Origin of the sequence: Nocardiopsis sp. MT53 (assembly GCF_019598965.1) — a bacterium.
Taxonomy (GTDB): domain Bacteria; phylum Actinomycetota; class Actinomycetes; order Streptosporangiales; family Streptosporangiaceae; genus Nocardiopsis; species Nocardiopsis changdeensis.
This window is the reverse complement of sequence record NZ_CP080599.1, coordinates 4,838,749-4,860,213: the sequence shown is the minus strand read 5'-3', so window position 1 is coordinate 4,860,213 and position 21,465 is coordinate 4,838,749. Positions and strand designations below refer to the sequence as shown.

At 75.6% G+C, this 21,465-nt stretch carries 18 protein-coding genes; 13 read left to right on the top strand and 5 right to left on the bottom strand.

Features of this window, described 5'->3' with window-relative positions; translation table 11 throughout:
- Nucleotides 1-151: 151 nt before the first annotated feature.
- Nucleotides 152-1,102: a hypothetical protein gene (locus tag K1J57_RS21500; protein ID WP_220560398.1), complete on the top strand. Its 951-nt coding sequence runs from the start codon at nt 152-154 to the stop codon at nt 1,100-1,102.
- Nucleotides 1,103-1,564: 462 nt separating this feature from the next.
- Here K1J57_RS21500 and K1J57_RS21495 read toward each other — a convergent pair whose 3' ends face one another.
- Nucleotides 1,565-3,610, bottom strand: a complete 2,046-nt coding sequence (locus K1J57_RS21495) for a hypothetical protein (protein ID WP_220560397.1) — start codon at nt 3,608-3,610, stop codon at nt 1,565-1,567.
- A gap of 145 nt (nt 3,611-3,755) precedes the next feature.
- Nucleotides 3,756-4,379: a hypothetical protein gene (locus K1J57_RS21490; protein ID WP_220560395.1), complete on the bottom strand. Its 624-nt coding sequence runs from the start codon at nt 4,377-4,379 to the stop codon at nt 3,756-3,758.
- 203 nt (nt 4,380-4,582) lie between these two features.
- On the opposite strand from K1J57_RS21490, the gene K1J57_RS21485 reads away from it, so the two are divergent.
- Together K1J57_RS21485 and K1J57_RS21480 are read left to right on the top strand one after the other, a co-directional pair.
- Nucleotides 4,583-6,670 carry an N-6 DNA methylase gene (locus K1J57_RS21485; RefSeq protein ID WP_220560394.1) on the top strand — a complete coding sequence of 696 codons (2,088 nt, stop codon included), beginning with the start codon at nt 4,583-4,585 and terminating at the stop codon, nt 6,668-6,670.
- A gap of 194 nt (nt 6,671-6,864) precedes the next feature.
- On the top strand, nt 6,865-8,250 hold the full coding sequence (locus K1J57_RS21480) for a hypothetical protein (RefSeq protein WP_255646472.1): 1,386 nt from the start codon (nt 6,865-6,867) through the stop codon (nt 8,248-8,250).
- Between the two features lie 4 nt (nt 8,251-8,254).
- Here K1J57_RS21480 and K1J57_RS21475 read toward each other — a convergent pair whose 3' ends face one another.
- On the bottom strand, nt 8,255-8,674 hold the full coding sequence (locus tag K1J57_RS21475) for a YchJ family protein (protein WP_220560393.1): 420 nt from the start codon (nt 8,672-8,674) through the stop codon (nt 8,255-8,257).
- 278 nt (nt 8,675-8,952) lie between these two features.
- Between K1J57_RS21475 and K1J57_RS21470 the strand changes: the two genes are divergently transcribed.
- The 4 genes from K1J57_RS21470 (at nt 8,953) to K1J57_RS21455 (ending at nt 12,852) form a co-directional block, all read left to right on the top strand.
- On the top strand, nt 8,953-9,447 hold the full coding sequence (locus K1J57_RS21470; RefSeq protein WP_220560392.1) for a hypothetical protein: 495 nt from the start codon (nt 8,953-8,955) through the stop codon (nt 9,445-9,447).
- A gap of 310 nt (nt 9,448-9,757) precedes the next feature.
- Nucleotides 9,758-10,489 carry a class I SAM-dependent methyltransferase gene (locus K1J57_RS21465; RefSeq protein WP_220560391.1) on the top strand — a complete coding sequence of 244 codons (732 nt, stop codon included), beginning with the start codon at nt 9,758-9,760 and terminating at the stop codon, nt 10,487-10,489.
- Nucleotides 10,490-10,625: 136 nt separating this feature from the next.
- Nucleotides 10,626-11,060 carry a hypothetical protein gene (locus K1J57_RS21460; protein ID WP_220560390.1) on the top strand — a complete coding sequence of 145 codons (435 nt, stop codon included), beginning with the start codon at nt 10,626-10,628 and terminating at the stop codon, nt 11,058-11,060.
- A gap of 130 nt (nt 11,061-11,190) precedes the next feature.
- Nucleotides 11,191-12,852 carry a serine/threonine-protein kinase gene (locus K1J57_RS21455; protein ID WP_220560389.1) on the top strand — a complete coding sequence of 554 codons (1,662 nt, stop codon included), beginning with the start codon at nt 11,191-11,193 and terminating at the stop codon, nt 12,850-12,852.
- A gap of 52 nt (nt 12,853-12,904) precedes the next feature.
- On the opposite strand, the gene K1J57_RS21450 is transcribed toward K1J57_RS21455, so the two are convergent.
- A complete protein-coding gene (locus tag K1J57_RS21450) occupies nt 12,905-13,726 on the bottom strand; it encodes a DeoR/GlpR family DNA-binding transcription regulator (RefSeq protein ID WP_220560387.1) in 822 nt (273 codons plus the stop codon).
- Between the two features lie 407 nt (nt 13,727-14,133).
- Here K1J57_RS21450 and K1J57_RS21445 point away from each other — a divergent pair, with 407 nt between their 5' ends.
- The 6 genes from K1J57_RS21445 to K1J57_RS21420 all read left to right on the top strand — a co-directional run bounded on the left by K1J57_RS21445 (nt 14,134) and on the right by K1J57_RS21420 (nt 21,046).
- Nucleotides 14,134-15,522 (top strand): homoserine dehydrogenase, encoded by a 1,389-nt coding sequence (locus K1J57_RS21445; RefSeq protein ID WP_220560386.1) that lies wholly within the window; start codon nt 14,134-14,136, stop codon nt 15,520-15,522.
- 1 nt (nt 15,523) lies between these two features.
- The gene (locus tag K1J57_RS21440) at nt 15,524-16,945 is read left to right on the top strand and encodes a GntP family permease (protein WP_220560385.1); all 1,422 of its coding nucleotides are present in this window, start codon (nt 15,524-15,526) and stop codon (nt 16,943-16,945) included.
- Nucleotides 16,946-17,048: 103 nt separating this feature from the next.
- The gene (otnK, locus tag K1J57_RS21435; RefSeq protein WP_220560384.1) at nt 17,049-18,299 is read left to right on the top strand and encodes a 3-oxo-tetronate kinase; all 1,251 of its coding nucleotides are present in this window, start codon (nt 17,049-17,051) and stop codon (nt 18,297-18,299) included.
- A complete protein-coding gene (locus K1J57_RS21430) occupies nt 18,296-18,946 on the top strand; it encodes a class II aldolase/adducin family protein (RefSeq protein WP_220560383.1) in 651 nt (216 codons plus the stop codon). Before otnK ends, K1J57_RS21430 begins: the two co-directional genes overlap by 4 nt.
- A 265-nt stretch (nt 18,947-19,211) precedes the next feature.
- Complete coding sequence (locus K1J57_RS21425; RefSeq protein WP_220560382.1) at nt 19,212-19,889, top strand: hypothetical protein; 678 nt, start codon at nt 19,212-19,214, stop codon at nt 19,887-19,889.
- Between the two features lie 119 nt (nt 19,890-20,008).
- Entirely contained in the window at nt 20,009-21,046 is a 1,038-nt protein-coding gene (locus K1J57_RS21420) for an ImmA/IrrE family metallo-endopeptidase (protein ID WP_255646471.1), read from the top strand.
- Between the two features lie 21 nt (nt 21,047-21,067).
- Here K1J57_RS21420 and K1J57_RS21415 read toward each other — a convergent pair whose 3' ends face one another.
- A complete protein-coding gene (locus K1J57_RS21415; RefSeq protein WP_220560380.1) occupies nt 21,068-21,427 on the bottom strand; it encodes an MmcQ/YjbR family DNA-binding protein in 360 nt (119 codons plus the stop codon).
- Nucleotides 21,428-21,465: the final 38 nt, after the last annotated feature.

Here is a 21,465-nt window from a genome sequence, read left to right as displayed (position 1 = left end):
CGCACCGCGCCCACAGGGGTGCGGTGACACGAACGCCCCGGCCGGCCCCCGGCTGCGGCGCTCGGCGCACTACCGCCGCACCCCCATTACGCTGGTGTTCCGCGCCGCCCGCCCGGGCCGCGCACCCGGACCGACGACGTGAAGGACATGCGTGGCCACTCACGGTTTCGCTGCTTACCGGCTGTGGGCGGCCCCGCCCGGACGCCCGGACGACCACCCTCCGGTGGACCGCCTCGACGACGAGGGGACCGACCTGCTCGACCTCCTCCACGGCGCCGTGCGCGAACTGCAGGAGAGACCGGTGACCGACCCCGAGCGCCGCTCCCACCTGTCGGTGGGCGACCACCGCCGGACCGGCGACCGCGAGATCGAGATCCGGCTGGACTACGGCAGGTTCGGCACCCCGGGCACCATCCGCAGCGTCGCCGAGGACAGGGACCCCTACCACTATGGGGCGCAGGAGGCCGCCACCACCCACCTGCGCGCCCTGCTGGTGGTGCCCCTGGGCGGCGCCCACGCCCTGGCGATGACCGAGCGCCACCAGGGCCGCGGCGCCGGGACCATCCTGCTGGACCACCTCAAGCGGTGCGTGGACGCCCGGCTGGGCGGGCGCCTGTCGCTGCGCTGCGCCCCGCTGTCGGACTCGGCCGCCTACCGCAGGTTCCTGGAGGGCGCCCACGCCGTGAAGGTGGAGGTCGTGGAGGTCACCCGCGGCGCGGACCTGTTCAACCTGGAGGACCCGCGGCCGATGGGGACCTTCCGGCACGTCCTGACCCCGCCGTCGGGGCAGCGCCACCTGCCCGCCCCGCTGACGGAGCAGATCCTGGCCCGCCGGGTGGACCTGGCCGGGCTGTTCCACCTGCGCAGCGCGGACAACGTCACCGAGGTGCGGCTGACCCTGCGCGACGGCGCCCGGCAGAAGACGGTGGTCCTGGACGACGGCGGTACGGCCCCGCCGCTGACCCACCTGCTGGCCGAGGACGGGGCGCCGCGCCCCTCCGACGACGCGGCCTACCGGCGCATGCGCGAGGTCGCCGCCGAGGCCCCGCTGCCGTGGGCCGACCCGACCCCGCCCGCCGCCGGGGCCCTGCTGCCCGACTGACCCGCCCGGCCCGGCCACGCCCCCGGGCACAGGGCCCCGCCACGCGCCCATGTCGGCCCGCCCGGGCGCGGCGGCCGGGCCCCGCCGTGTGGGCCACGTGCGGGCCATAGGAGACACGGCCCTGAGCCGGAACACCGTCGGCGGCCGCGCCGGGCACCACCCCGCCCCTGGGCCCGACCCCGCCGCGGCCCCGCGCCTGGACAAGGGGCAGCCTGCGCGTCCTCGGCCCGGAGCAGGGGTCAGGCGCCACGACCCCGGCCCGGAGCGGGGACAGGCGGCGCGGTCCCGCACCGGAGCGGAGGGCAGGCGGTTCGGTCCCGGGCCAGGGCGGGAACCAGGCGCCGCGGCTCCAACTCTGGGCGGGGGCCAGGCGCCGCGGCTCCAGCTCGGGGCAGGGGTCGGCCTGCACGGCCCCGGGCCAGGGCGGAGGGCAGGTACCGCGATCCCGTGCCGGGCCGGAGATCAGGCAGTGCGGTCCCGGGCCGGGGCCAGCCCCAGGGCCTCCCGCAGCCGCTCGCCCTCGGCCGGCTCCAGCCCCTCCCGTGCGCACGCCTCGGACAGCGCCCGGTCCAGGCGCGCCGACCGGCGCGCCACCGCGTCCGGTTCCGCGTCGGCCAGCCCGGCCACCGCGCACCCCAGCGTGTACACCACCTCGTCGAACCCGGCGGCGTCGGCCAGCGCCGCCCGCAGCCACGGCCGCAGGGCGCCGCGCACCCGCTCGTGCGCCCCGAACTCCAACAGCGCGTACCAGGCCGGGCCCAGCAGCCGCTCCCCCTCCTCGCCGGGTTCGCGCAGGTGCCGGGCCAGCAGCACCGGCACACCGTCGGCCTCGGCCGCCATCAACCCCTCCAGCAGGCGCACCCCGGCGTCGGCCCGCACCGGCGAGGTCGCCTGGGTGTTCCAGGGCAGCGCGCCGCCGATCCACTCCAGCGCCGCCCGCACCAGAGCCGGGTGCAGGCCCTCGTGGCGGGCCAGCTCCCCCAGCGCCGCCTCGGCGTCCTCGTCCACCTCCACCAGCCACTTCAGCCGGGTCAGCGCGCCCACCGGGTCGGCCTTTCCGTACTCGGCGCACACCCGCGCCACCACACGGGCCGTGACCACCGACGCGGGCGTCCGGGCCTCCTCGTACAGGCGCTCGCGCAGCGCCCGCGCGAACCGGGGGTGCACCAGGGCCGCCGAGGACAGCGCCACCACCGCGTCCACCAGGTCCGGCTCGCCCACCCAGGCGTCAAACAGGCCCACCAGCGCGGCCGGGGCGTCGCACCGGTCGAACAGCGAGAACAGCCGGGCCCCGATCCGGTGCGCGGTCTCCCCGCCGCGGCGCACCGCCTCGGCGGCCGCCCACCGCACCAGGGCCGACCGCACGCCCGGGTGCTCGGCCCACAGGTGCTCCAGCACCCCGTCGGCACGGTCCTCCCGTTCGAAGAGCACCTCTCCGGCGGCGGTGCGCCGGGCCCCCACGCGCTCCAGGGTCGGGCCGACGCCGGCCCCGGCGATGCCGTCGGTCTCCCGGGGCTCCACCCCCAGTTCCGCGGCCAGGCCGCGGGCGCCCGCCAGTGCGGCCTCGACCGGCTCCCCCTCCAGGACGGCCAGCGCCGCGACCACCACCCGGCTCCACACCCCGTCGGGGCCGGTGGCGCCGGCGAACCAGGCGGCGACCTCGCCGCTGCCCCGGTGCCGTTCGCGGATCAGGGTGATCTGCTCCTGTTCGCCCGCCCCGCGCTCGCGGCCGGTGAGCACGGCGTGCGCGCTCCTGGCCAGGGCGGCCGCCTCCCCCGGGGTCGCGCCGCGCAGCATCCCGCGCCCGTCGAGCTCGCGCGCCCAGCGCGCCGCCCGGTGGCGGTCGCCCAGCAGGCACCCCAGGTGCGCGGCCAGCACCTCCCGCCGTTCGGGCGGCCGGACCCGCAGGTGCACGGCGCCCGGGACGGGGGCGGCGTCCCACTGCCCGGGCTCGGCGACCACCACCAGGGCCGCACCGCCGTGGGCGGCGACCCCGGCGAAGCCGCCCAGCGCGCGCAGGAAAGCGTCCTGCAGCGGCCCGGCCCCGGACACGTCCACCAGGTAGCCGCGCCCCTCCTCGGGCCACACCCCCTGGAAGGGGTCGTCCTCGTCGGTGTCGGCCATCAGCGGCCGCACCACCAGCCCGGCCCGGGACAGGGCGGCCACCGCGGTGGCGGTGCGGCCCTCGCCGGGCAGGCCCAGGACCACCCCGCAGCCGGGTCCGCCCTCGCGCAGCCCGGCGCACAACTCCGCGAACCCGGCGCCGTCCCCGGGCACGAAGGAGGAGGCCGTGAACTCCTGGTGCTCGCGCAGCAGCCAGCCCAGGCCGACGCGTTCGGAGGCGGTGAGCCGCACGTCCTCCATCACCAGCGCGCAGTGCAGGACGCCCTCGACGCCGTCGCGCACCGCCAGGCGGCCCCGCCCGCCCTCCACCGGCAGCGCGGCGTCCAGCGGCGACCCGGGGACGACGCGGACGAGCCCCTCACCCGAACCCGGTGCGACGGCCACGGACCCCTCCAAAGAGAAACCTCCGGGCGCCCGCACGCACCCTCAGGGACAGCATCGTAGGACACGGGCGGGCGCCGTGGGGCGGCGCCGGGGTCCGTCCCGCGGCCCCTCAGGGCACACGATCGCCCCGGCCAGGGCCGCGCCGTCAGGCCCCCGGTCCGGGGGGCGGCCACGCCTCCCCCTGGCGCTCGCTCCAGAACCGCCCGGCCGCCTCCAGCGCCACCAGGTCGTGGCCGTCCGGCTCCAGCCCGGCCTCGCCGCGCAGCCGGGCCCGCCCCACCAGGGGGCCGATGTCGTACACGCTCGCCCCCGCCAGGGACTCGTCCGGGTGGGCCAGCAGCTCCCGGGCCGCGATGTTGTAGCAGTGCAGCGCCCGGACCGGGTCCCCGTCGCCCTCGAACAGGTCGGCCAGCAGCCCGGCCGGGCCCGGCTGCAGCCCTTCGGCGCGCAGCAGGTCCTCCACCATCCGCTCCGACTCCGCCCCCCGGCCCTGCTCGCGCAGGTCGCGGGCGATCTCGATGAGGGCGTACTGGGCGTCCTCGGGGGCCGGCGGGTGGTCGCGCAGGGCCTCCAGCAACCGCAGCCCCTGCTCCCGCTCCCCCTCGTGCAGCAGGTGCTCGGCGGTCTCCACCAGGATGGTGCCGGCCTCCTCCGGGTAGCACTGCAGCTCCCGGAGCAGTCCCTCGCGCAGATCGAGTTTCTCCAGGGTCTCCGCCAGGGCTGCGGGGACCGTTGCGGGGTAGGACGCCCCGATCGTGTCATCGGCCATGAAAACGAAGCTAGACCGCGCGGGGCCGCCGTGTGGGGTGTTCGTCCGAATCGGGACCGACGCCTCGCCGCCGTCCCCGGCCCCGCCCAGAGCACCGGATGTGAATCCGGCCAACCACCTTTTCGGCTGTGCCCGGACCGGTGTTCGGAACCGCATGTGTACACTCGTGCCCTGTTCGTTCGCCAGCGTGGATGGGACACCTCATGGACACCGGTGACGTGGAGGTGACCTCCGCCGACATCGCCAGGATCGCCGGGGTCAAACCCACAGCGGTCAGCAACTGGCGGCGGCGCCACGACGACTTCCCCCGCCCGGTCGGCGGCACCGACCGCAGCCCCCGCTTCGACCTCGCCGCGGTGGAGCGCTGGCTGTCCGCCCACCGCGGCGCCCCCAGCATCGACTCCGACCAGCGCCTGTGGCAGGCGGTGGACTCCCTGCGCTCGGCCATGCCCGCCGAGTCCGCCCTGGCCTGGGTCGGGATCCTGCTACTGCACCTGCACCGCCACGGCACGCCCGCCGCCGGGACCGCCGACCCCGACGCCCTGTTCGACGCCGCCCGCACCGGGTTCGCCGCGTCCCTGGCCGACGCGGGCCTGGAGTACCTGGTCGGGCCCGACTCGCCGCCCCGGGCCCAGCTGCCCGTCCTGGCCGACGCCGCCGTGCGCGCCGCCCGCGGCAGCAGCCCCGCCACGGCCTTCGAACGCCTGCTGGCCCGCCTGGACCAGCGCGCCCCCTCCGGCTCCCACACCCTGCCGCCCGCCCTGGCCGACCTCATGGTCCGCCTCGCCGGACCCGTGACCGGTGACGGGGCCGTCGCCGACCCCGCGTGCGGACGCGGCGAACTCCTGCTCGCCGCGGGCCGGGCCGGGCACTCCCCCCTGCACGGACAGGACCGGGACGCCCCCTCCGCCCGGCTGGCCGCCCTGCGCGCCGGGTTCGCCGGCCTGCTGGACCACCGCCTGCACCTGGTGGTCGGCGACGCCCTGCGCTCCCCGGCACCGCCCGCCGGCGGCGCCGGCACCGTCCTGTGCGCGCCGCCCTTCGGCGAGCGCAACTGGGGCACCGAGGACCTCGTCGAGGACGAACGCTGGGTGTACGGGGTCCCGCCGCGCCTGGAATCGGACCTGGCCTGGGCCCAGCACTGCCTGGCCCTGGCCCGCCCCGGCGGCTCCGTCGTGATGGTGATGCCGCCCGGCGCCGCCGCCCGCCCCTCCGGGCGCCGCATCCGCCGCGAACTGCTGCGCGCTGGCGTGTTCCGGGCCGTCATCTCCCTGCCGCCGGGCCTGGCCGCCCACTACGCCGTCCCCCTGCAGCTGTGGGTGCTGCGCCGCCCCGAACCCGGGCGGGCCCCCGGGCCGGTCCTGCTCGCCGACACCTCCCCCCACGACCCGGGCGCCCCCGCCGACGAGGCCTCCGTCGTGGACCACGTCGACCGGCTGTGGCGGGCCTTCCTCACCGACCCCGCCGGGGTGGCGGAACCCGGCGTCGCCCGCGGCGTGGACGTGGTGGACCTGCTGGACGAGGACGTCGACCTCACCCCGCGCCCGCGCCTGCCCGTCCCCCGCGGCGCCGCCGTCGACCTGGAGGCGTTCGCCCGCGACCGCCGCCGGGTGGAGACCGCTCTGCGCGCCCTGCGCACACTGGTGCCCCGGCCCCCCGGAGAGGAGCCCGGCGCCGAGCCCACCCGGGTGGTCACCCTGGCGGAGCTGGCCAAGGCCGGGTCCGTGACGATCCGCCGCCCCGCCGCCCGCCGCACCGACCGGGACCACCGGACCGGGGACGCCCGGACCACCGCCCGGGTGATCTCCGGCGAGGACGTCGCCCGGGGCCGCCCCGCCTCAGGCACCGAGGAGGTCGACGCCGACCCCATGCGCAACCCCCCGGTCCAGGAGGGCGACGTGCTCATCCCCGCGGTGGCCGCCCGCCCGGTGGCCCGGGTCGCCACCGCGGCCGACGCGGGCGCCTACCCGGGGCCGGGCCTGTACGTGGTGCGCACCAACCCGGGCGCGGTCGATCCGTGGTTCCTGGCCGGGTTCGTCACCAGCACCGCCGAGAGCCGCACCATCGCCCGGGTCAGCAGCAGTACGCGCGGCAGCCTGCGCGTGGACCCGGCACGCATGCGCCTCCCGGTCCTGCCGGTGGAGGAGCAGCGCCGCCACGGGGAGATGTTCCGGCAGGTGGCGCGGTTCCGCGACGCCCTGCACGAACTGGACGCCCTGGGCCAGGACCTGGCCGACCGCAGCGTGGACCTGATCGCGGGCCGCTGGAGCCCTGCCCCGCATTCCCACTGACCCCGGCCGGGACGGGGCGGGCCGACCACCCCCGGCGGGACCGGCCAACCTGCCCCTTTTCCCACCGAACGCGCGGTTCGCCGCCCCCGCCGGCAGGGTTTTCCGGACCGATGTCACGGAAAACCGCCCGAGACCCGGCCCCGGGGCGATAGAGAAGGTGACGTCGGTTCCCTCCTCGTAAGGAGAATCCGGGAGTGGACACGCCCTCTCATCGCCCGCCCCCGCCGGACCCGCCCCGGGTCTCGGCCCGCCCGGTGCGCCTGCACCCCCGCACACAGCTGGCCTTCGCCGCCTCGCACTGCCCCCTGTACGCCAACGCCCTGGCCCTGGCCCGCTGGACGGGGCCCACCGTCCCGGTCACCGCGCGCGGGTTCCCCGACACCCCGCTGATCCGCGAGGCCGTGCGCACCCTCTCCCTGCGGCCCGCCGCCCCCCCGCCGGGCGGACCCCCCGGGCCGGACGGCGACCGGGCGTCCGACCCGCCCGCCCCCGCCTTCGCTCTGCCCTGGTGGGAGGCGGTCCGGCTGGGCATGGTCGAACTCGCCGCGGGACAGGCCCGCCCCGCCCCCGACCTGGAGGAGAGGGCCCGCGACCCCAGACAGATCCTGCTGTGGTGGACCGACATGTTCGAGGCCGCCGTCGAGGGCGCCCGCGGCGACCTGACCACCGAGCCCGGCACCACCGGCCCCGATCTGCTCCCCCCGGTACTGCGCTCCCTGTACGAGGCGCCCGACCGCTCCCGCGTCCCCCTCACCGACCTGATCGCCGCGCTGCTGGCCGCCCCCGGAGCGGTGCCGGTGACGGCGCGGATCCGCCGCCGCCTGCCCGACCTGCTCCTGCACATGCTGTGCCAGCTGGCCGAGACCGGGGCCGTCCACCTCGACCGCCGCCGGCCGGGCGGCGGCCCGTGCCTGGTGCGGCTCACCCCGCTGGGCCGCTACGGGGTACGCCAGATCCTGCTGTCGGTGGGGGTCCCCGCACCGCTCGTCGACGACGTCGGCCGGGTGGAGGCCGGCGCGTTCCTCGACTCGCTGCAGTCCTTCTCCCCCGACGGGCGGATCATCGCGATCGACTCCTGGCTGGCCGCGCGCACCCCGGCGCGCGCCCTGCGGGAGATCTGCGAGGCCGTCGACCGGCCCGGCGCGGAGCCGCGCCGCTGGGAGGGCGCCGCGGTCCTGGAGCTGACCAGCTCGCACCTGGGTCCGCAGCTGCGCGCCCTGCTGACCTGCGACCGCCCGGCCCTGGCGCACCTGGCGGCGATCGTGCTGCTGGGCTCGCGGATGCTGCGCCAGGACGAGATCGACCGGATCATGGCGGGCCGCGGCCCGTGGGTGGTCGTGGACATGCTCGCCGCCGCGCTGTCCGCCGGGGAGGACGGCCTGGCGGACTTCCTCGCCTCCCCCGCCACCGGCGGGCTGGAATCCCTCATCCTGGACGACGTCGACCGGCTGCGCCGCACCGACCACCCCGACACCGTGCAGGTCCTGGAGGCGCTGGGCCGCCTCCACCCCGACCCCGAGCGGGCCGCCCGGTCCCGCACCGCCGCCTTCCTGGCCCGGGCCCTGCGCCGCCCGGGATGACCGCTCAGGCGGGCAGCGCGTCCACGTAGACCCACGCTCCGTCCAGGCGTGTGAAGCGGCTGTGCTCCACCATCTCCCCGGCCCGGCCGCCCTCCCGGTAGCGGGCGCGGAACCGCACCGTGCCGTCGGTGTGGAAGGGGGTGCCGCCGTTGGTCTCCAGGATCTCCAGCCCGGTCCACTCGGTGCCGGGACCGGCCTCCACCCGGGCCGGCCGGGTCTCGGGGTGCCAGGTGCGCTCCAGGTAGGCGCGGTCCCCGACGGCGAACGCGCTGTAGCGCGAACGCATGAGCGCCTCGGCGGTGGCGGCCGCCCGGTCCCCGCGGTGGGCCGGGCCGCAGCAGGAGCCGTACTCCCCGCCCCCGCAGGGGCAGGCGTCGGTGTCCAGGGGGCGGCGGGTACCTGTGGGAGTTCTGCGCTGCGACATCCTCCCATTGTGGCGCCCCGCGAACGCCGGGAAATCCGCTCGCCCCGCGGGACCCGCCGCCGGGGCGCCGCCGCGGGCGCCGGTGGGGCCCGCGCCCTCATGGTGTGCTCGGGAGCGGCCACGGTCCTGGCCGGGGCCGCCTTCCTCCTGGCCCGTTGGCGGACTCCGGGCGGGGGACCGGCAGCGGCCCCCTGAGAGATCCCACCGCATCGCTCGGGGCGGGCCCGGCGCGCCTCCCGTCGGCGCCGTCCGGCGGCCGGACGCGGGACACTGGCCCCATGGCCTCCTTCCCGGACACCCCCGACCTGCCCGACGAGCTCCTCCCCGGCCCCGACCCCCTGGCCCTGCTGGCCGACCCCGGCGCCGTCCCCGACCGCGCCGAGGAGTACACGGCGGCCGTCCGCGACGTGGTGGGCGAGGTGGAGGCGCTGTCCGGGCTGGGCGAGTGGGCCGCGGCCGAATCCCTGGCCCGCCGCGCCATCGTCCTGATCGACCACACGGTGCCGCTGCTGGCGGACCCCGCCGCCCCGGCCGCGGAGGCCGCCGCCCTGGTCCCGCTGCACGCCGCCGCCTGCGCCCGGGCCGGGCTCGCCCCGGACGAGGTCGCCCGCTGGCTGCTGACCGCCCAGGCCAACGGCCAGGAGGTCCCCGCCGTCTCCGCGGACGCCTACGCCGAGGCCCTGGGCCCGGAGGGCACCGCCGCCTACGCCGCGTCCCTCGCGGCCCTGGACGACCTCGACCCCGCCACCGCGGCCCGTCTGCGCACCTCCTGACCCCCGCGGGGCACGGCCCGGCCGGAGGCCCCGTTCCCGGGCCGTGCCGTGCGCGGCGCAGGACGGGATCCGACCGTTGTCGGCCCGAATGAAGGCACCGGTGTGTGCTGCGTTGATCCATGCGCCACCTTTATAGCGTAGATCATTGCATTTCACCATTTTCCAGGTCACCCTGATCGGCAGCACCCAAAAAAGAAAAGAGAAAACACCCCTCCGGCGACCCGGGAGTAGGATTCGGAACGCGCATTCTCCGCCTCGAGGGAAATTCCCAATACTCCCACGGGGCACGCGAACAGGAGGAACAGAGAAAATGCCGACAGTCGAATGGAATCGCAAGGCCTGGGGCAAAACGCATTCCTGGGACAAGAACGGCGACGAGTGGTCCTTCATGGCCGCCTACTGCGGTCAGCCCTACGAGGAGTGGAAGGCCTCCCTCATCGACACCCTGCTCGTCCCGGGCGCCTCCCGCGGCCCCTCCCTGGAGATCGGCCCCGGCCACGGCCGCTGGACCGAGCACCTGCTGGAGCGCTCCCCGCACGTGTGGATCGTGGACGTCAACGAGAACTGCCTCGACCACTGCCGGGAGCGGTTCGCCGACCACCCCGGCCTGCGCGTCCACCACACCGCCGACTGCGGCATGGCGCCCGTCCCGGACGCCTCCATCGCGTTCGTGTGGTCCTTCGACGTCTTCGTCCACCTGGACCCGGACGTCATCACCGGCTACCTCGGCGAGATGTCCCGGGTCATGGTGCCGGGCGCAACCGCGGTCGTCCACCACGCGGGCAAGCCCGACTGGTCGCTGCGCCTGGCCCCGGCCACCCGCCGCGCCGGGCGCGCGGGCCGCGTCGCCCAGCGCTGGATCAGCCAGCGGCGCTGGCGCGACGACGGCAACCGCTCCGACGTCTCCGCCGAGGCCTTCGCCCGCTGGGCCGCCGACCACGGCCTGGAGGTCATCGAGCAGCGCGGCTCCTGGGGCGACCGCGGCCAGTACACCGTCGCCAAGTACCGCGACCGCATCACCGTCCTGCGCAAGCCCGGCTGACCGGTCCCGGACCGGCCGGCGCCCCACCACGGGCCCGGCCGGGCACCCCGCCGACCGTCGGAACCCGTGCGGCCCCGCGCGGATCCGGCCTGTGGACAACCCGATCCGGGCGGTCCGGGGAGCACATACTCGGAGCATGCTGACCTCACGTGCCCGCATCCTGTTGTCCGCCCTGCTCAGGGACCTTCCCGACCGGCACCACATCCTCACCGTGCACACCGACCGGACGGCGTCCACCTCGGTCGTCCTGCACACCGGCGGCTGGGACATCGAACACCCGCCGGTGGTGGAGCGGCTCTCCGCCGTCCTGGCCGGCGGCCGCGGCGCCGCCGTGGTCCTGCGCAGCTTCACACCGCGCATCTCCCACACCCTCCCGGACGGGACCGAGATCCCCGTCAAGGTCGTCCGCGGCTGGCGGGCCGCCGACCACGCCCTCGTCCCCCTCGACGAGGCCCAGATGTTCGACGCCCACTGCACCGACGCCGCCTCCGGCGAACCGGTCCCGCCCGAGCACGGTGTGGAGTTCGCCCCGGCCCCGGCCGTCGACCTCTCCGCCTTCCACGCCCGGTGAGGCCGCGGCGCCCCGGCCCCTCCCCCGCGCCCCCGCGCGCCGGGCACGGCCGGAACCGGACGGGCGTCCCCCACGGGACCGCCGCCTCTGCCATGATCGGGGCCGACCACCCCCGAGCGGAAGCGGTGCCATGCCGGACCCCCTGCGCGATTCCGACCCCCGGGAGATCGGCCCCTACCGCCTGCACGCCCGGCTGGGCGCGGGCGGCATGGGGCTGGTGTACCTGGGTAGCTCCCCGGGCGGGCACACCGTCGCCGTCAAGGCGGTGCGCCCGGAGCTCGCCGACGACCCGGACTTCCGCCGCCGCTTCGCGGTGGAGATCACCGCCGCCCGCACGGTGGGGGGCCTGTACACCGCCCAGGTCGTGGACGCCGACCCCGACGGCGACCCGCCGTGGCTGGCCACCGCCTACATCCCGGGCCCCTCCCTGCACCGCGCCGTCGCCGACCGCGGCCCCCTCCCGCCGGACTCGGTCTCCGCGCTCGGCGCCGGGCTCGCCGAGGGCCTCGCCGCCGTGCACGCCCAGGGGGTGGTGCACCGCGACCTCAAGCCGGCCAACGTGATCCTGTCCGCCCAGGGGCCCAGGCTCATCGACTTCGGTATCGCCCGCGCCCTGGACACCACGTCCCACACCCGGACCTCCACCGTGCTGGGCACCGCCGCCTTCATGTCGCCCGAGCAGGCGAGGGCGGAGAAGCACACCGGCTTCGCCTCCGACGTGTTCTCCCTGGGCTGTGTGCTGGGTTTCGCCGCCACCGGGCACAGCCCCTTCGGGGAGGGGCCGGCGCACGCCGTCGCCTACCGGGTCGTGCACGCCGACCCCGACCTGGAGGGGATCCCGGGTCCCCTGGCCGACCTGGTCGCCGCCTGTCTGGCCAAGGAACCCGGGGACCGGCCCCGGCCGGAGGACCTGCTGCGGCGGTTCCCCGAGTCGGCGCCCCCGGAGCCGGAGAGCTCCGGGCGGGGCTGGCTCCCCGACGACCTCACCGAGGTCATCGGGCGGCACGAGACCCTCCTGGAGACCCTCGTCGACCCCGGGACGGCACCGGGCGGGCCCGCGGACGGCGGCCGGGCGCCGTCCCCGCCGCGGCCGCGCGCGGCACTGAGCGGGGCGCAGGCTCCGGAAGGGGCCGAGGCCTCGAGCGGGGCAAAGGCTCCGGAGGGGGCCGAGGCCTCGGAGGAGGCACGGGACCCGCAGGACGTGCCACGGGCCTTCGAGATGACGACGGCCGCCACCAGGGTCGTCGAACGGTTCTCGGAGGTGCGCTACGTGGTCGCCCTGGTGGTGGCCCTGTTCGTGGGCGCGGTGCTCTTCGGCCTGCTGTTCGGCGGCCCGGACGCCGACTTCGACGAGGCCCTCGCGTTCGCCGGGGACATCGTCACAGCACCCCTGTTCGTCCTGCTCTACAGCGCGGCGGCCGTCCTCGCCCTCCTCGACGGGGGCTCCGCCGGACACGACCTCCTCATCGTGGACAACGGAGGCATCCGTGTGGTCGACAGGAGGTGGCTGCGCCTGCGGGACCGCTCCTTCACCCTGGCCTGGGACCGCCTGCGGTCCGTCCGGGCCCACGCCGCCCGCCCCGGTTCCGGGAAGGGGATCGAGGTGAGCGTCACCGTGGAGTTCGCCCAGGGCCGGGCCCCCGACGAGGCGTGGCTGAAGCGCCACGGCGTCCTGGGATCCGACCAGGGCCACACGATCGCCACCACGTCCCTGCCCGACGCGGCCGACACGCTGTACCGGGTGCGCGAGGCGCTGGACCGCTTCGGCGGCGGCATTCACGTCCTCCCCTGAGCGCCCGGTCCCCGGTGCGCGGTGCCCGGGGGGCACCGCCCCCGGGCACCGCTCAGGCGGACGGCTCCTCGGCCTCGAGGCCCTCCCCCGCCTCCTCGGCGCCGCGCCGGGGCACCGCGACCTCCAGGGAGACCCCCAGGTCACGGACGGCGCGCGCCGACGACTCCGGGAGGCGGTCGTCGGTGATGACGGTCGAGAAGCGGGTGAGCGCCGCGACCTTGAAGGTGCCGAACGCCCCGTACTTGTCGGCCCCCGCCACCAGCACCGAGGTCGAGGCCGCCGCCATGGCCGCCCGCTTGACCGCGACCTTCTCCCGCGAGGGCGTGGTCGAGCCGCGGTTGAGGTCCCAGGAGCTGGTGGAGATGAACGCGGTGTCGATGTTGAACTCGGCGACGGTCGCAGCCGCAATGTCGCCGACCGACGAGCGGTTCTCGCGGTCGATCCGCCCCCCGATGAGGAACAGGGTGACGTCCGGGTGGTCGCTGAGCGAGGCCGCCGTGGTGATGTCGTTGGTGATGACGGTGAGCCCGAGGGTGTTCCACAGCAAGGGGACCAGGTGCCCCAGCGTGGTGCCGGCGTCGAGGTAGAGGGTCTGGCCGTCGCCCACCAGGGCCGCCGCGGCGTGCGCCATCGCCCGCTTCTCCGCCACGTCCGCGCGCGACTTGTCGCGGTAGGAGGGCTCGGCGCGCACCTGTGAGACCAGTTCGACGCCGCCGGGGACGGAGCGCACCCGCCCCTCCCCCTCCAGGGTCATGATGTCGCGGCGCACGGTCATGTGGGAGACCCCGAGGATGTCGCAGAGCTCCCGCACGCTCAGCACCCCCGTACCGCGCAGCTCCCGCAGTAGCAGTTCACGCCGTTGCGCCGGGATCATCGTCCTCCTTCGGGTCGGTCTCACCCGCCAGGGTAATCCAAAGTTCCCAGATGATCTCAGATGTTACGCCGCTGTACCTCCACGTGCTCGCGGTGGTACCCCCGGCGCACCACCGCCGCCACCCCGGCGACGCCCGGGCCGCCCCGCCGGGGCCATCGCGTCTCCGGACCAGGCAGGAGCAGGAATGGAACGGACTCGCGGACGGACGGGCCGCGCACCGGACCGCCATTCCGTCTGCGGGTTCCCGGGCCCCGCCCCGTTGTACGTCCACCACCGGACAGCGTTACCAGATGATCTCAGATGTGACGATTATTGACTCTCATGTGCATGTGATGTTAAGACTTGGGTCATCGTCGTCGCGGGACGCCACCACGCGCGCCCTCCGCACGGCGGGAGAAGGAGAACCCATGCAAGACACCGACGCCGCCACCGCGCCGACCTCCACGGTGCGGTACGCGCTCACCGGAGCACGCGGCGGATTCGCACGCACGCTGCTCGCCCAGACCAGGGGCATCGACCGCCTGCACCCCGCGGTCCTGTGCGACCTGGACCCGGAGGGCACCGTCGCCCTGTGCACCGAGCTCGGCTACGACCCCGCCGACCTGCACGTGTGCGCCGACGCCGCCGAGCTCGCCGCCGCGAAGGACGGGGGCATCGCCGTGATCGCCGACGCCGCCCTCCTCGCGCACGCCGACTACGAGGTGCTCGTCGAGGCCACCGGCAGCCCCGGCGCCGGGACCCGGGCCGCGCGCACCGCCATCACGACGGGACACCACGTCGTCATGGTCTCCAAGGAGGTCGCCTCGGTCTCCGGGACCGCGCTGGCCGACCTCGCGGACGAACACGGCGTCGTCTACACCCCCGGCATCGGCGACCAGCCCGCCAACCTCGTCGAGTGGTACGAGCGCACCCGGCTCCTGGGCCTAGACGTCGTGGCCGTCGGCAAGTCCGGTGAGTACGACCTCGTCTTCGACCCCGCGACCGGACGTGTGAAGCAGCTCGACCAGGAGGTCGACGCCCCCGCCCTCGCGGACCTGCTCACCCTCGGCCCGGACGTGCCCGCCACCCTGCGCGCCCGCGCCGAGGCCGTCGCGGGCCTCACCCGCGCCGCCACCGCCGACTACTGCGAGATGGGCGTCGTCGCCGACCACACCGGCCTGGTCCCCGACACGGAGTCGCTGCACTACCCGGTGGCCCGGGTCGCCGAGCTCGCCGACGTCTACGCGCTCGCCGAGGACGGCGGCGTGCTCTCCCGGCCGGGCGCGGTGGACGTCTTCAGCGTCCTGCGCCTGCCCGGGGAGGCCTCCTTCGCGGGCGGCGTCTTCGCCGTCGTGCGCACCGGCGACCCGGTCACCTGGGAGCTGCTCGCCCAGAAGGGGCACGTGGTCTCCCGCTCGGGCCGCTACGCGTGCCTGTACCTGCCCTACCACCTCATGGGAGTCGAGACCCCGCTGAGCATCCTCGACGCGGCCGACCGCCACCGCGCCGCCGGGCCGCGCCGCCCCCGCCCCCACGCCGTCCTGGCCGGGCGCGCGCGGGGCCCGCTGGCCGCCGGCACCCGGCTCGACATGGGCGGCCACCACCACGACGTCGCCGGAGTGGCGCCCGTCCTGCTGGACGCCGCGCAGGCGCCCGCCGACACCGCCCCGCTCTACCTCGCGGCCCACGCCACCCTGGCCCGCGACATCCCCGCCGGAGCCCTGCTGCGCCTGGACGACCTCGCCGACCCCGACGGCGTCCTCGTCGACGCCTGGCGGCACGCCCGGACCCGCCTCGTGAACGATCGGAACCGGTGACATGTCGGACCTCTACACCCTCGGGGCGTTCCTCGCCGCCATCGTCGTCCTCGTCCTCCTCATCGCCCGCTTCAAGGTCCACCCCGTGGCCACGCTCTTCATCGTGGTCGTCACCCTGAGCCTGGTCCTGGGCATCGGCGGCGAGGGCACCATCGAGCTGGTCACGACGGGCTTCGGCAGCACGCTGGCCAACGTCGGCCTGCTCATCATCTTCGGCTGCGTGCTCGGCAAGATGCTCGAACTCAGCGGCGCGGCCCTGAAGATCACCGAGACCGCACTGCGGATGTTCGCCGAGAAGCGCGTCCCGTGGGCGATCGCCCTCGCCTCGGTGGTCCTGGGCATCCCCCTGATCGCCGACACCGCCGTCGTCATGCTCATCCCGATCGTGTCCGCCCTGGCGTACCGTACGGGCATCTCGATGATGAAGCTGGGGCCGATCCTGTACATCGGCGCCTACGTGATGACCTCGGTCGTCCCCCCGGGCCCCGGGCCGCTGGCGTCCGCGGCGCTGCTCGACGTGTCCATGGGCGAGGCCATCCTCTACGGCCTCGTGGTGGGCCTGCCGGGTGTCTTCGCGGCCACGCTCTACCTGTCCCGGCTCAAGACGTACGTGGCGCCCAAGCCCGAGTTCGTCGAACACCTGGTGAGCGGCTCCGAGACGGTCCCCGGCGGTACGGGAACGGGTGCGGCGGGCCCGGGCGCGGCCGGCACGGGTACGGGCTCCGCTGGGACCGGCTCCGCCGCGGACGGCGCCCCGGGGGTGGGCCTGTTCGGCTCCCTGGTGCCGATCCTCGCCCCCATCCTCCTCATCGTGATCGCCGCCCTGGCCGCCCCGGTCCTGCCCGAGGGGTCCCCGGTCACCTCCGTCATCCTGTTCGCCGGCGAGCCCACCATCGCCCTGTTCCTGGCCTGCCTGCTCGCGCTGCCGCTGTTCCGCGGCCGCTGGCGCGACAAGGCCACCCTGAACGACCTGTTCGAGTCGGGCCTGCGCATCGCCGCGATGCCCATGGCGCTCACCGGTGTCGGCGGGGCCCTGGCCACCGTGATCCGCGACACCGGCGTGGCCGAGAACATCGCCGCGGGCATCGAGAACGCCGGCCTGTCGCCGATCATCATCCCGTTCCTGGTCGCCGCCGCCGTGTGCACCATCACCGGCTCGAACATCCTCGGTGTGATGACCTCGGCGGCCATCATGCAGCCCCTGCTCCCCGAACTCGACCTCGCACCGCTGGCGGTCTACCTGGCCTGCGCGACCGGCGCCCAGATCATGAAGCACGCGAACTCGTCGGGTTTCTGGGTCACCACGACCCTGTCCAACATGACCGTGGGCCAGGGCATCCGCTCCATCGGCGTCGCCTCGGCGATCTCCGGCGTCACCGGGTTCGCGGTGCTCTACGCCATGACCACCCTCGGCGTCATCTGATCCCCGCCCCCGACCGAAGGGCCGCCCCGCCTCCCCCGGCCGCCGAGCCGCGGGGAGCGGGAGCGGCCCGCATGAACGAGAGAACCCAGCACAGGAGGACACCATGGCGACCCTCGGCGTGATCGCCGACGATCTCACCGGCGCCACCGATATCGCGATCGCCCTCACCTCCGCCGGCCACCGGACCGCCGTCGTCCTGGGGGAGGGCGTCCCGCTCGGGGGCGCGGCCGCCGACGCGGACGCCCTCGTGGTGGCGCTGAAGTCGCGCACCGCCCCGGTCGGGGAGGCCGTCGCGGCCTCCCTGGAGGCCCTGGACAGGCTGCGCGCCGCCGGATGCGAACGGTTCTACGTCAAGTACTGCTCGACCTTCGACTCCACACCCGAGGGCAACATCGGGCCGGTCTGCGAGGCGGTGCTGGAGGCGCTGGGCGAGGAGGCCACGGTGATCGCCCCGGCGTTCCCCGCCAACGGGCGCACCGTCTACCGCGGCCACCTCTTCGTCGGGGACGACCTCCTGGAGGAGTCCCCCATGCGCCACCACCCGCTCACCCCGATGACCGACTCCAGCCTGGTGCGGCTGCTCGAACCGCAGGTGTCGCGGGGCAAGGACGATATCGCCCTGGTGCCCTGGCCGGTGGTCTCGCGGGGAGCGGACGCTGTGCGCGCGGCCCTCACACGGGCCGCCGCCGGGGGTGCCCGGTTCGCCGTCGTGGACGCCCTGTCCGACGACGACCTTGATGTCCTGGCCCGCGCCGCGTCGGGGCTGCGGCTGCTCACGGGGGGCAGCGCCCTCGCCCGGTGGCTGCCCGGGCCGCACCCCGTCGGCCATCTGCCGCTCACCCCGCCCGAGGGACCGCGGGTGGTGCTCTCCGGCAGCGCCTCCCGGGCCACCCAGGGCCAGGTCCGCCACGCCCTGGCCGCCGGCTCCGGGCACCGCCTGGTCCCCGGCGACCTGCGCGCCGACTTCGACGGCACCGTGGCGCGGGCCGCCGAGGCCGCCCTGCGCGCCCCCGCCGACGCCCCGTTCGTCGTCTACGCCACGGCCGCGCCCGAGCACGTCGTGGACGCCGCCGACGCCCCGCTCATCGAGGAGGCCCTGGCCGAGACCGCCGTGCGGCTCGTCGCGGCGGGCGTCCGCGCCCTGCTCGTGGCGGGCGGGGAGACCAGCGGCGCCGTCGTGGGGCGCTTGGGGGTGGGGCCGCTCGCGGTGGGACCCGAGGTCGACCCGGGGGTGGCCTGGATGCTGGCCCGGACGGAGGATTCCGGTGGCGGGGACGACCTGCGCCTGATGCTCAAGTCCGGCAACTTCGGCCGCGAGGACCTGTTCGTCCGCGCGTGGGAGGAGGGGGCGTGAACCGTGCGACCCGCGAGGCGGCCGAGGAGCTGTGCGCGGCCGGACACCGCGCCGTGGAGCTGGGGCTGAGCCCGGGATCCTCCGGCAACGTGTCCGCGCGCGTGGACGGCCTCGTCCTGATGAGCCCCACCGGGGTCCCCCTGGACCGCCTGGAGCCCGACGGCCTGTCCGTGGTGGCCGCCGACGGGACCCCGGTCTCCGGTCCGCCGCCCTCCAAGGAGCTGCCGCTCCACCGGTCGATGTACGACCGCCTCCCCGAGGCCGGAGCGGTGGTCCACCTGCACTCGCCGCACGCCACGGCGGCCTCGTGCCTGCCGCCGTGGTCGCACGCCTCCGCCCTGCCCCCGATCACCCCCTACCTGGTGATGCGGGTCGGGCGGGTGCCCCTGGTCCCGTACGCCGCGCCGGGGAGCACCCGGCTGGCCGAGAACCTGTCCGCCCTGCCGGGGCGGTTCGCCGCGGCACTGCTGGCCAACCACGGGTCGCTGGCGGCCGCGGCCGACCCGGCCGCGGCCCTGGAGGGGGCCGTCGAGCTGGAGGAGGCCTCGCGGATCGCCGTCTCGCTCCACGGCCGGGAGTACTCCGTGCTCGCGCCCGAGGACGTGAAGGAGCTGACGGCGAGGTACGGGACCACCTGGGACCTGTGACCGGCCCCCGCCGCGGACCCGCTCCGCTCCGGCCCCGGCCGCGCCACCCGCGCGGCCGGGGCCGCGGCGTCGGTGGCGGTGGCGGGGTGGCGGTGGCAGTGGCGGGGTGACGGTGGCGGGGTGATCTCCCGGTCGCGCCCCGGAACGTCCGAGGCACCGGGCACCATGGACGGCACCGACACCCCCAGCCCGACCTCGACTTGAAGAAATCCGACCACGATCGCGGTAGGGTTCCTTCAAGTGCACAGACCTCGAGAGGTGTCTCTTGCTGATCGCCGCACACGAACTCCCCCGACGGGACGACCGCCTCGCCCTCCTGGGCACCTCCTGGCCGGTCATGGAGAAGGCCCTGCGCATGAGCGAGGCGGGCCTGCGCCGGGTGACCGAGAGCCACGGCCGCACCGCCTCCGGCCAGTACGCCTACCACGAACGGCTCGCCGCGCTGCGGTCCGAGCAGAAGGTCCGGTACGGCTGGGAGAACGTGAGCCGCTTCCAGATCGACCTCACCGTCAACCCCGAGCGCACCGTCGGCATCCAGACGCTGAGCGGCGACGCCAACACCGGGAACCCCGACCCGACGGCCGTACCCCACAGCCAGCACCCGCGCGGCCCCAACGGGCGCCACCTCCTCACCGACGAGACCGCGTTCGAGCAGCTCTCCCTGCCCGGCCTGCCGACGGAATTCCTGCCGCCCCCGGCGGAGCCCTCCGACCTCGACGGCCTGGAGGTGTGGGTCTTCCTCACCTACCGAAAGCAGGTGCCCGAAAGTGATCTCGTGGTCTGGCATAGTGAACTGTCCCGCCCCTGCCCGCCCGACGAGCGGGGGTACATCACCGCCTGGTACGACCGCATCCTGTTCCCCGAAGTGACGATCGGGAGCGTGGTCTTCCCCGACGAGGGCGGGGGCATGGAGCCGATCGACGTCCCGGTCGGCTTCCGTTAACGACGAACACGCCCGGTGGCGGCCCCGCCGGGCCCACAACCGACAGGGCAGCGCACACCATGGTCACGCCGTCACGCATCCGACTCGCACGGGAGCGAAGGGCGCTCACCCTGGCGCGATTGTCGGCCCTGACGGGGATATCGCAGCAGAGCCTGTCGAACTACGAGAACGCCCGCACCGCCCCCACCGGGCCCACCCTGGGCCGGATCGCCGAGGCCCTGGGGTTCCCGGTGGGGTTCTTCTCCGCCGACGAGGTCGAGGAGGTGGCCTCCGAGGCGGTGGCGTTCCGGGCCCGGACCAAGACCTCGATGCGCAAGCAGAAGGCCGTCCGCTCCCAGGCCGCCCTGGCGATCGAGTTCAACGACTGGCTCACCGCGCACTTCGCCCTGCCCGCGCCCAACGTCCCCACCTACGGCCGCCCCTCCCCCGAGGACTGCGCCGAGACGGTGCGCGCGCTGTGGGAGCTGGGCGACACCGCGGCCCCGAACATGGTGCACCTGCTGGAGGCGCAGGGGATCCGCGTGTTCTCCCTGGACACCGAGCACCACGAGGTGGACGCGTTCGGGTTCTGGCGCGACTCGGTGCCCTACGTCTTCCTCAACACCGCCAAGAGCGGCGAGCGCGGGCGCTTCGACTGCGCCCACGAGCTCGGCCACCTGGTGATGCACGGGGACGAGCGGCCGCTCAGTGGCCCGGAGGCCGAACGCGAGGCCAACCGGTTCGCCAGCGCCTTCCTCATGCCGCGGGCCGACGTCGTCGGCCGCATGCCCGCCGGCGCCCAGGTCGACCAGATCCTCAAGGCCAAGTCGATCTGGCGGGTCTCCGCCATGGCCCTGACCCACCGGCTGCACGACCTGGAACTGCTCACCGACTGGCAGTACCGCTCCACCTGCCGGCAGCTGGCGGAGATGGGCTACCGCACCGCCGAACCGGACGGGATCGCCCGCGAGACCTCGCAGCTCCTGCCCAAGGTCTTCTCCCTGCTGCGCGGCAGGGGCACCACGCCGGGCAGGGTGGCCGAGGAGCTGAGCATCCCGCTCTCGGAGCTCAACTCCCTCATGTTCGGGCTCTCCTTCACCTCCCGCCCCGGCCGGGGCGGCGGCCCGGGACGGGACCGCGGCCGCCCCGCGCTGCGCGTGGTGCCCGCACCCCGGTGACGGCCGCGGCCGCCGCGGCGGTCAGGCCCCGACCAGCTCCTCGGGGGTGGGCTGGACGGGGTGCAGCTCCTCGGGCGCGGTGTGGAACCAGGCCTCCAGGAGGAGTTCGCTGAGCTCGTCCAGCTCGATCCCGTCGAGGTGGACGACCACCCAGCCGAACCCGCCCCCGGTGAACTGCACCTCGAACACCTCGGGGCGCTCGGCCACCAGCGCGGCCTGCTCCAGCAGCGTCTGCTTGAGCCCCACCGTGGCGGTACGGGGCCACAGGTAGCCGAACGGCCTCCCGCGCACCCGGAACGTCGTGTACCTCTCGCCCCGCTGCGGCTCGCACTCGGGCAGCGCCTCCGTCAACCGCAGGAACCGTTCGATCTCCACACCCATGGGACGAGCCAACCACACCGCACCGACACCGCCGACGA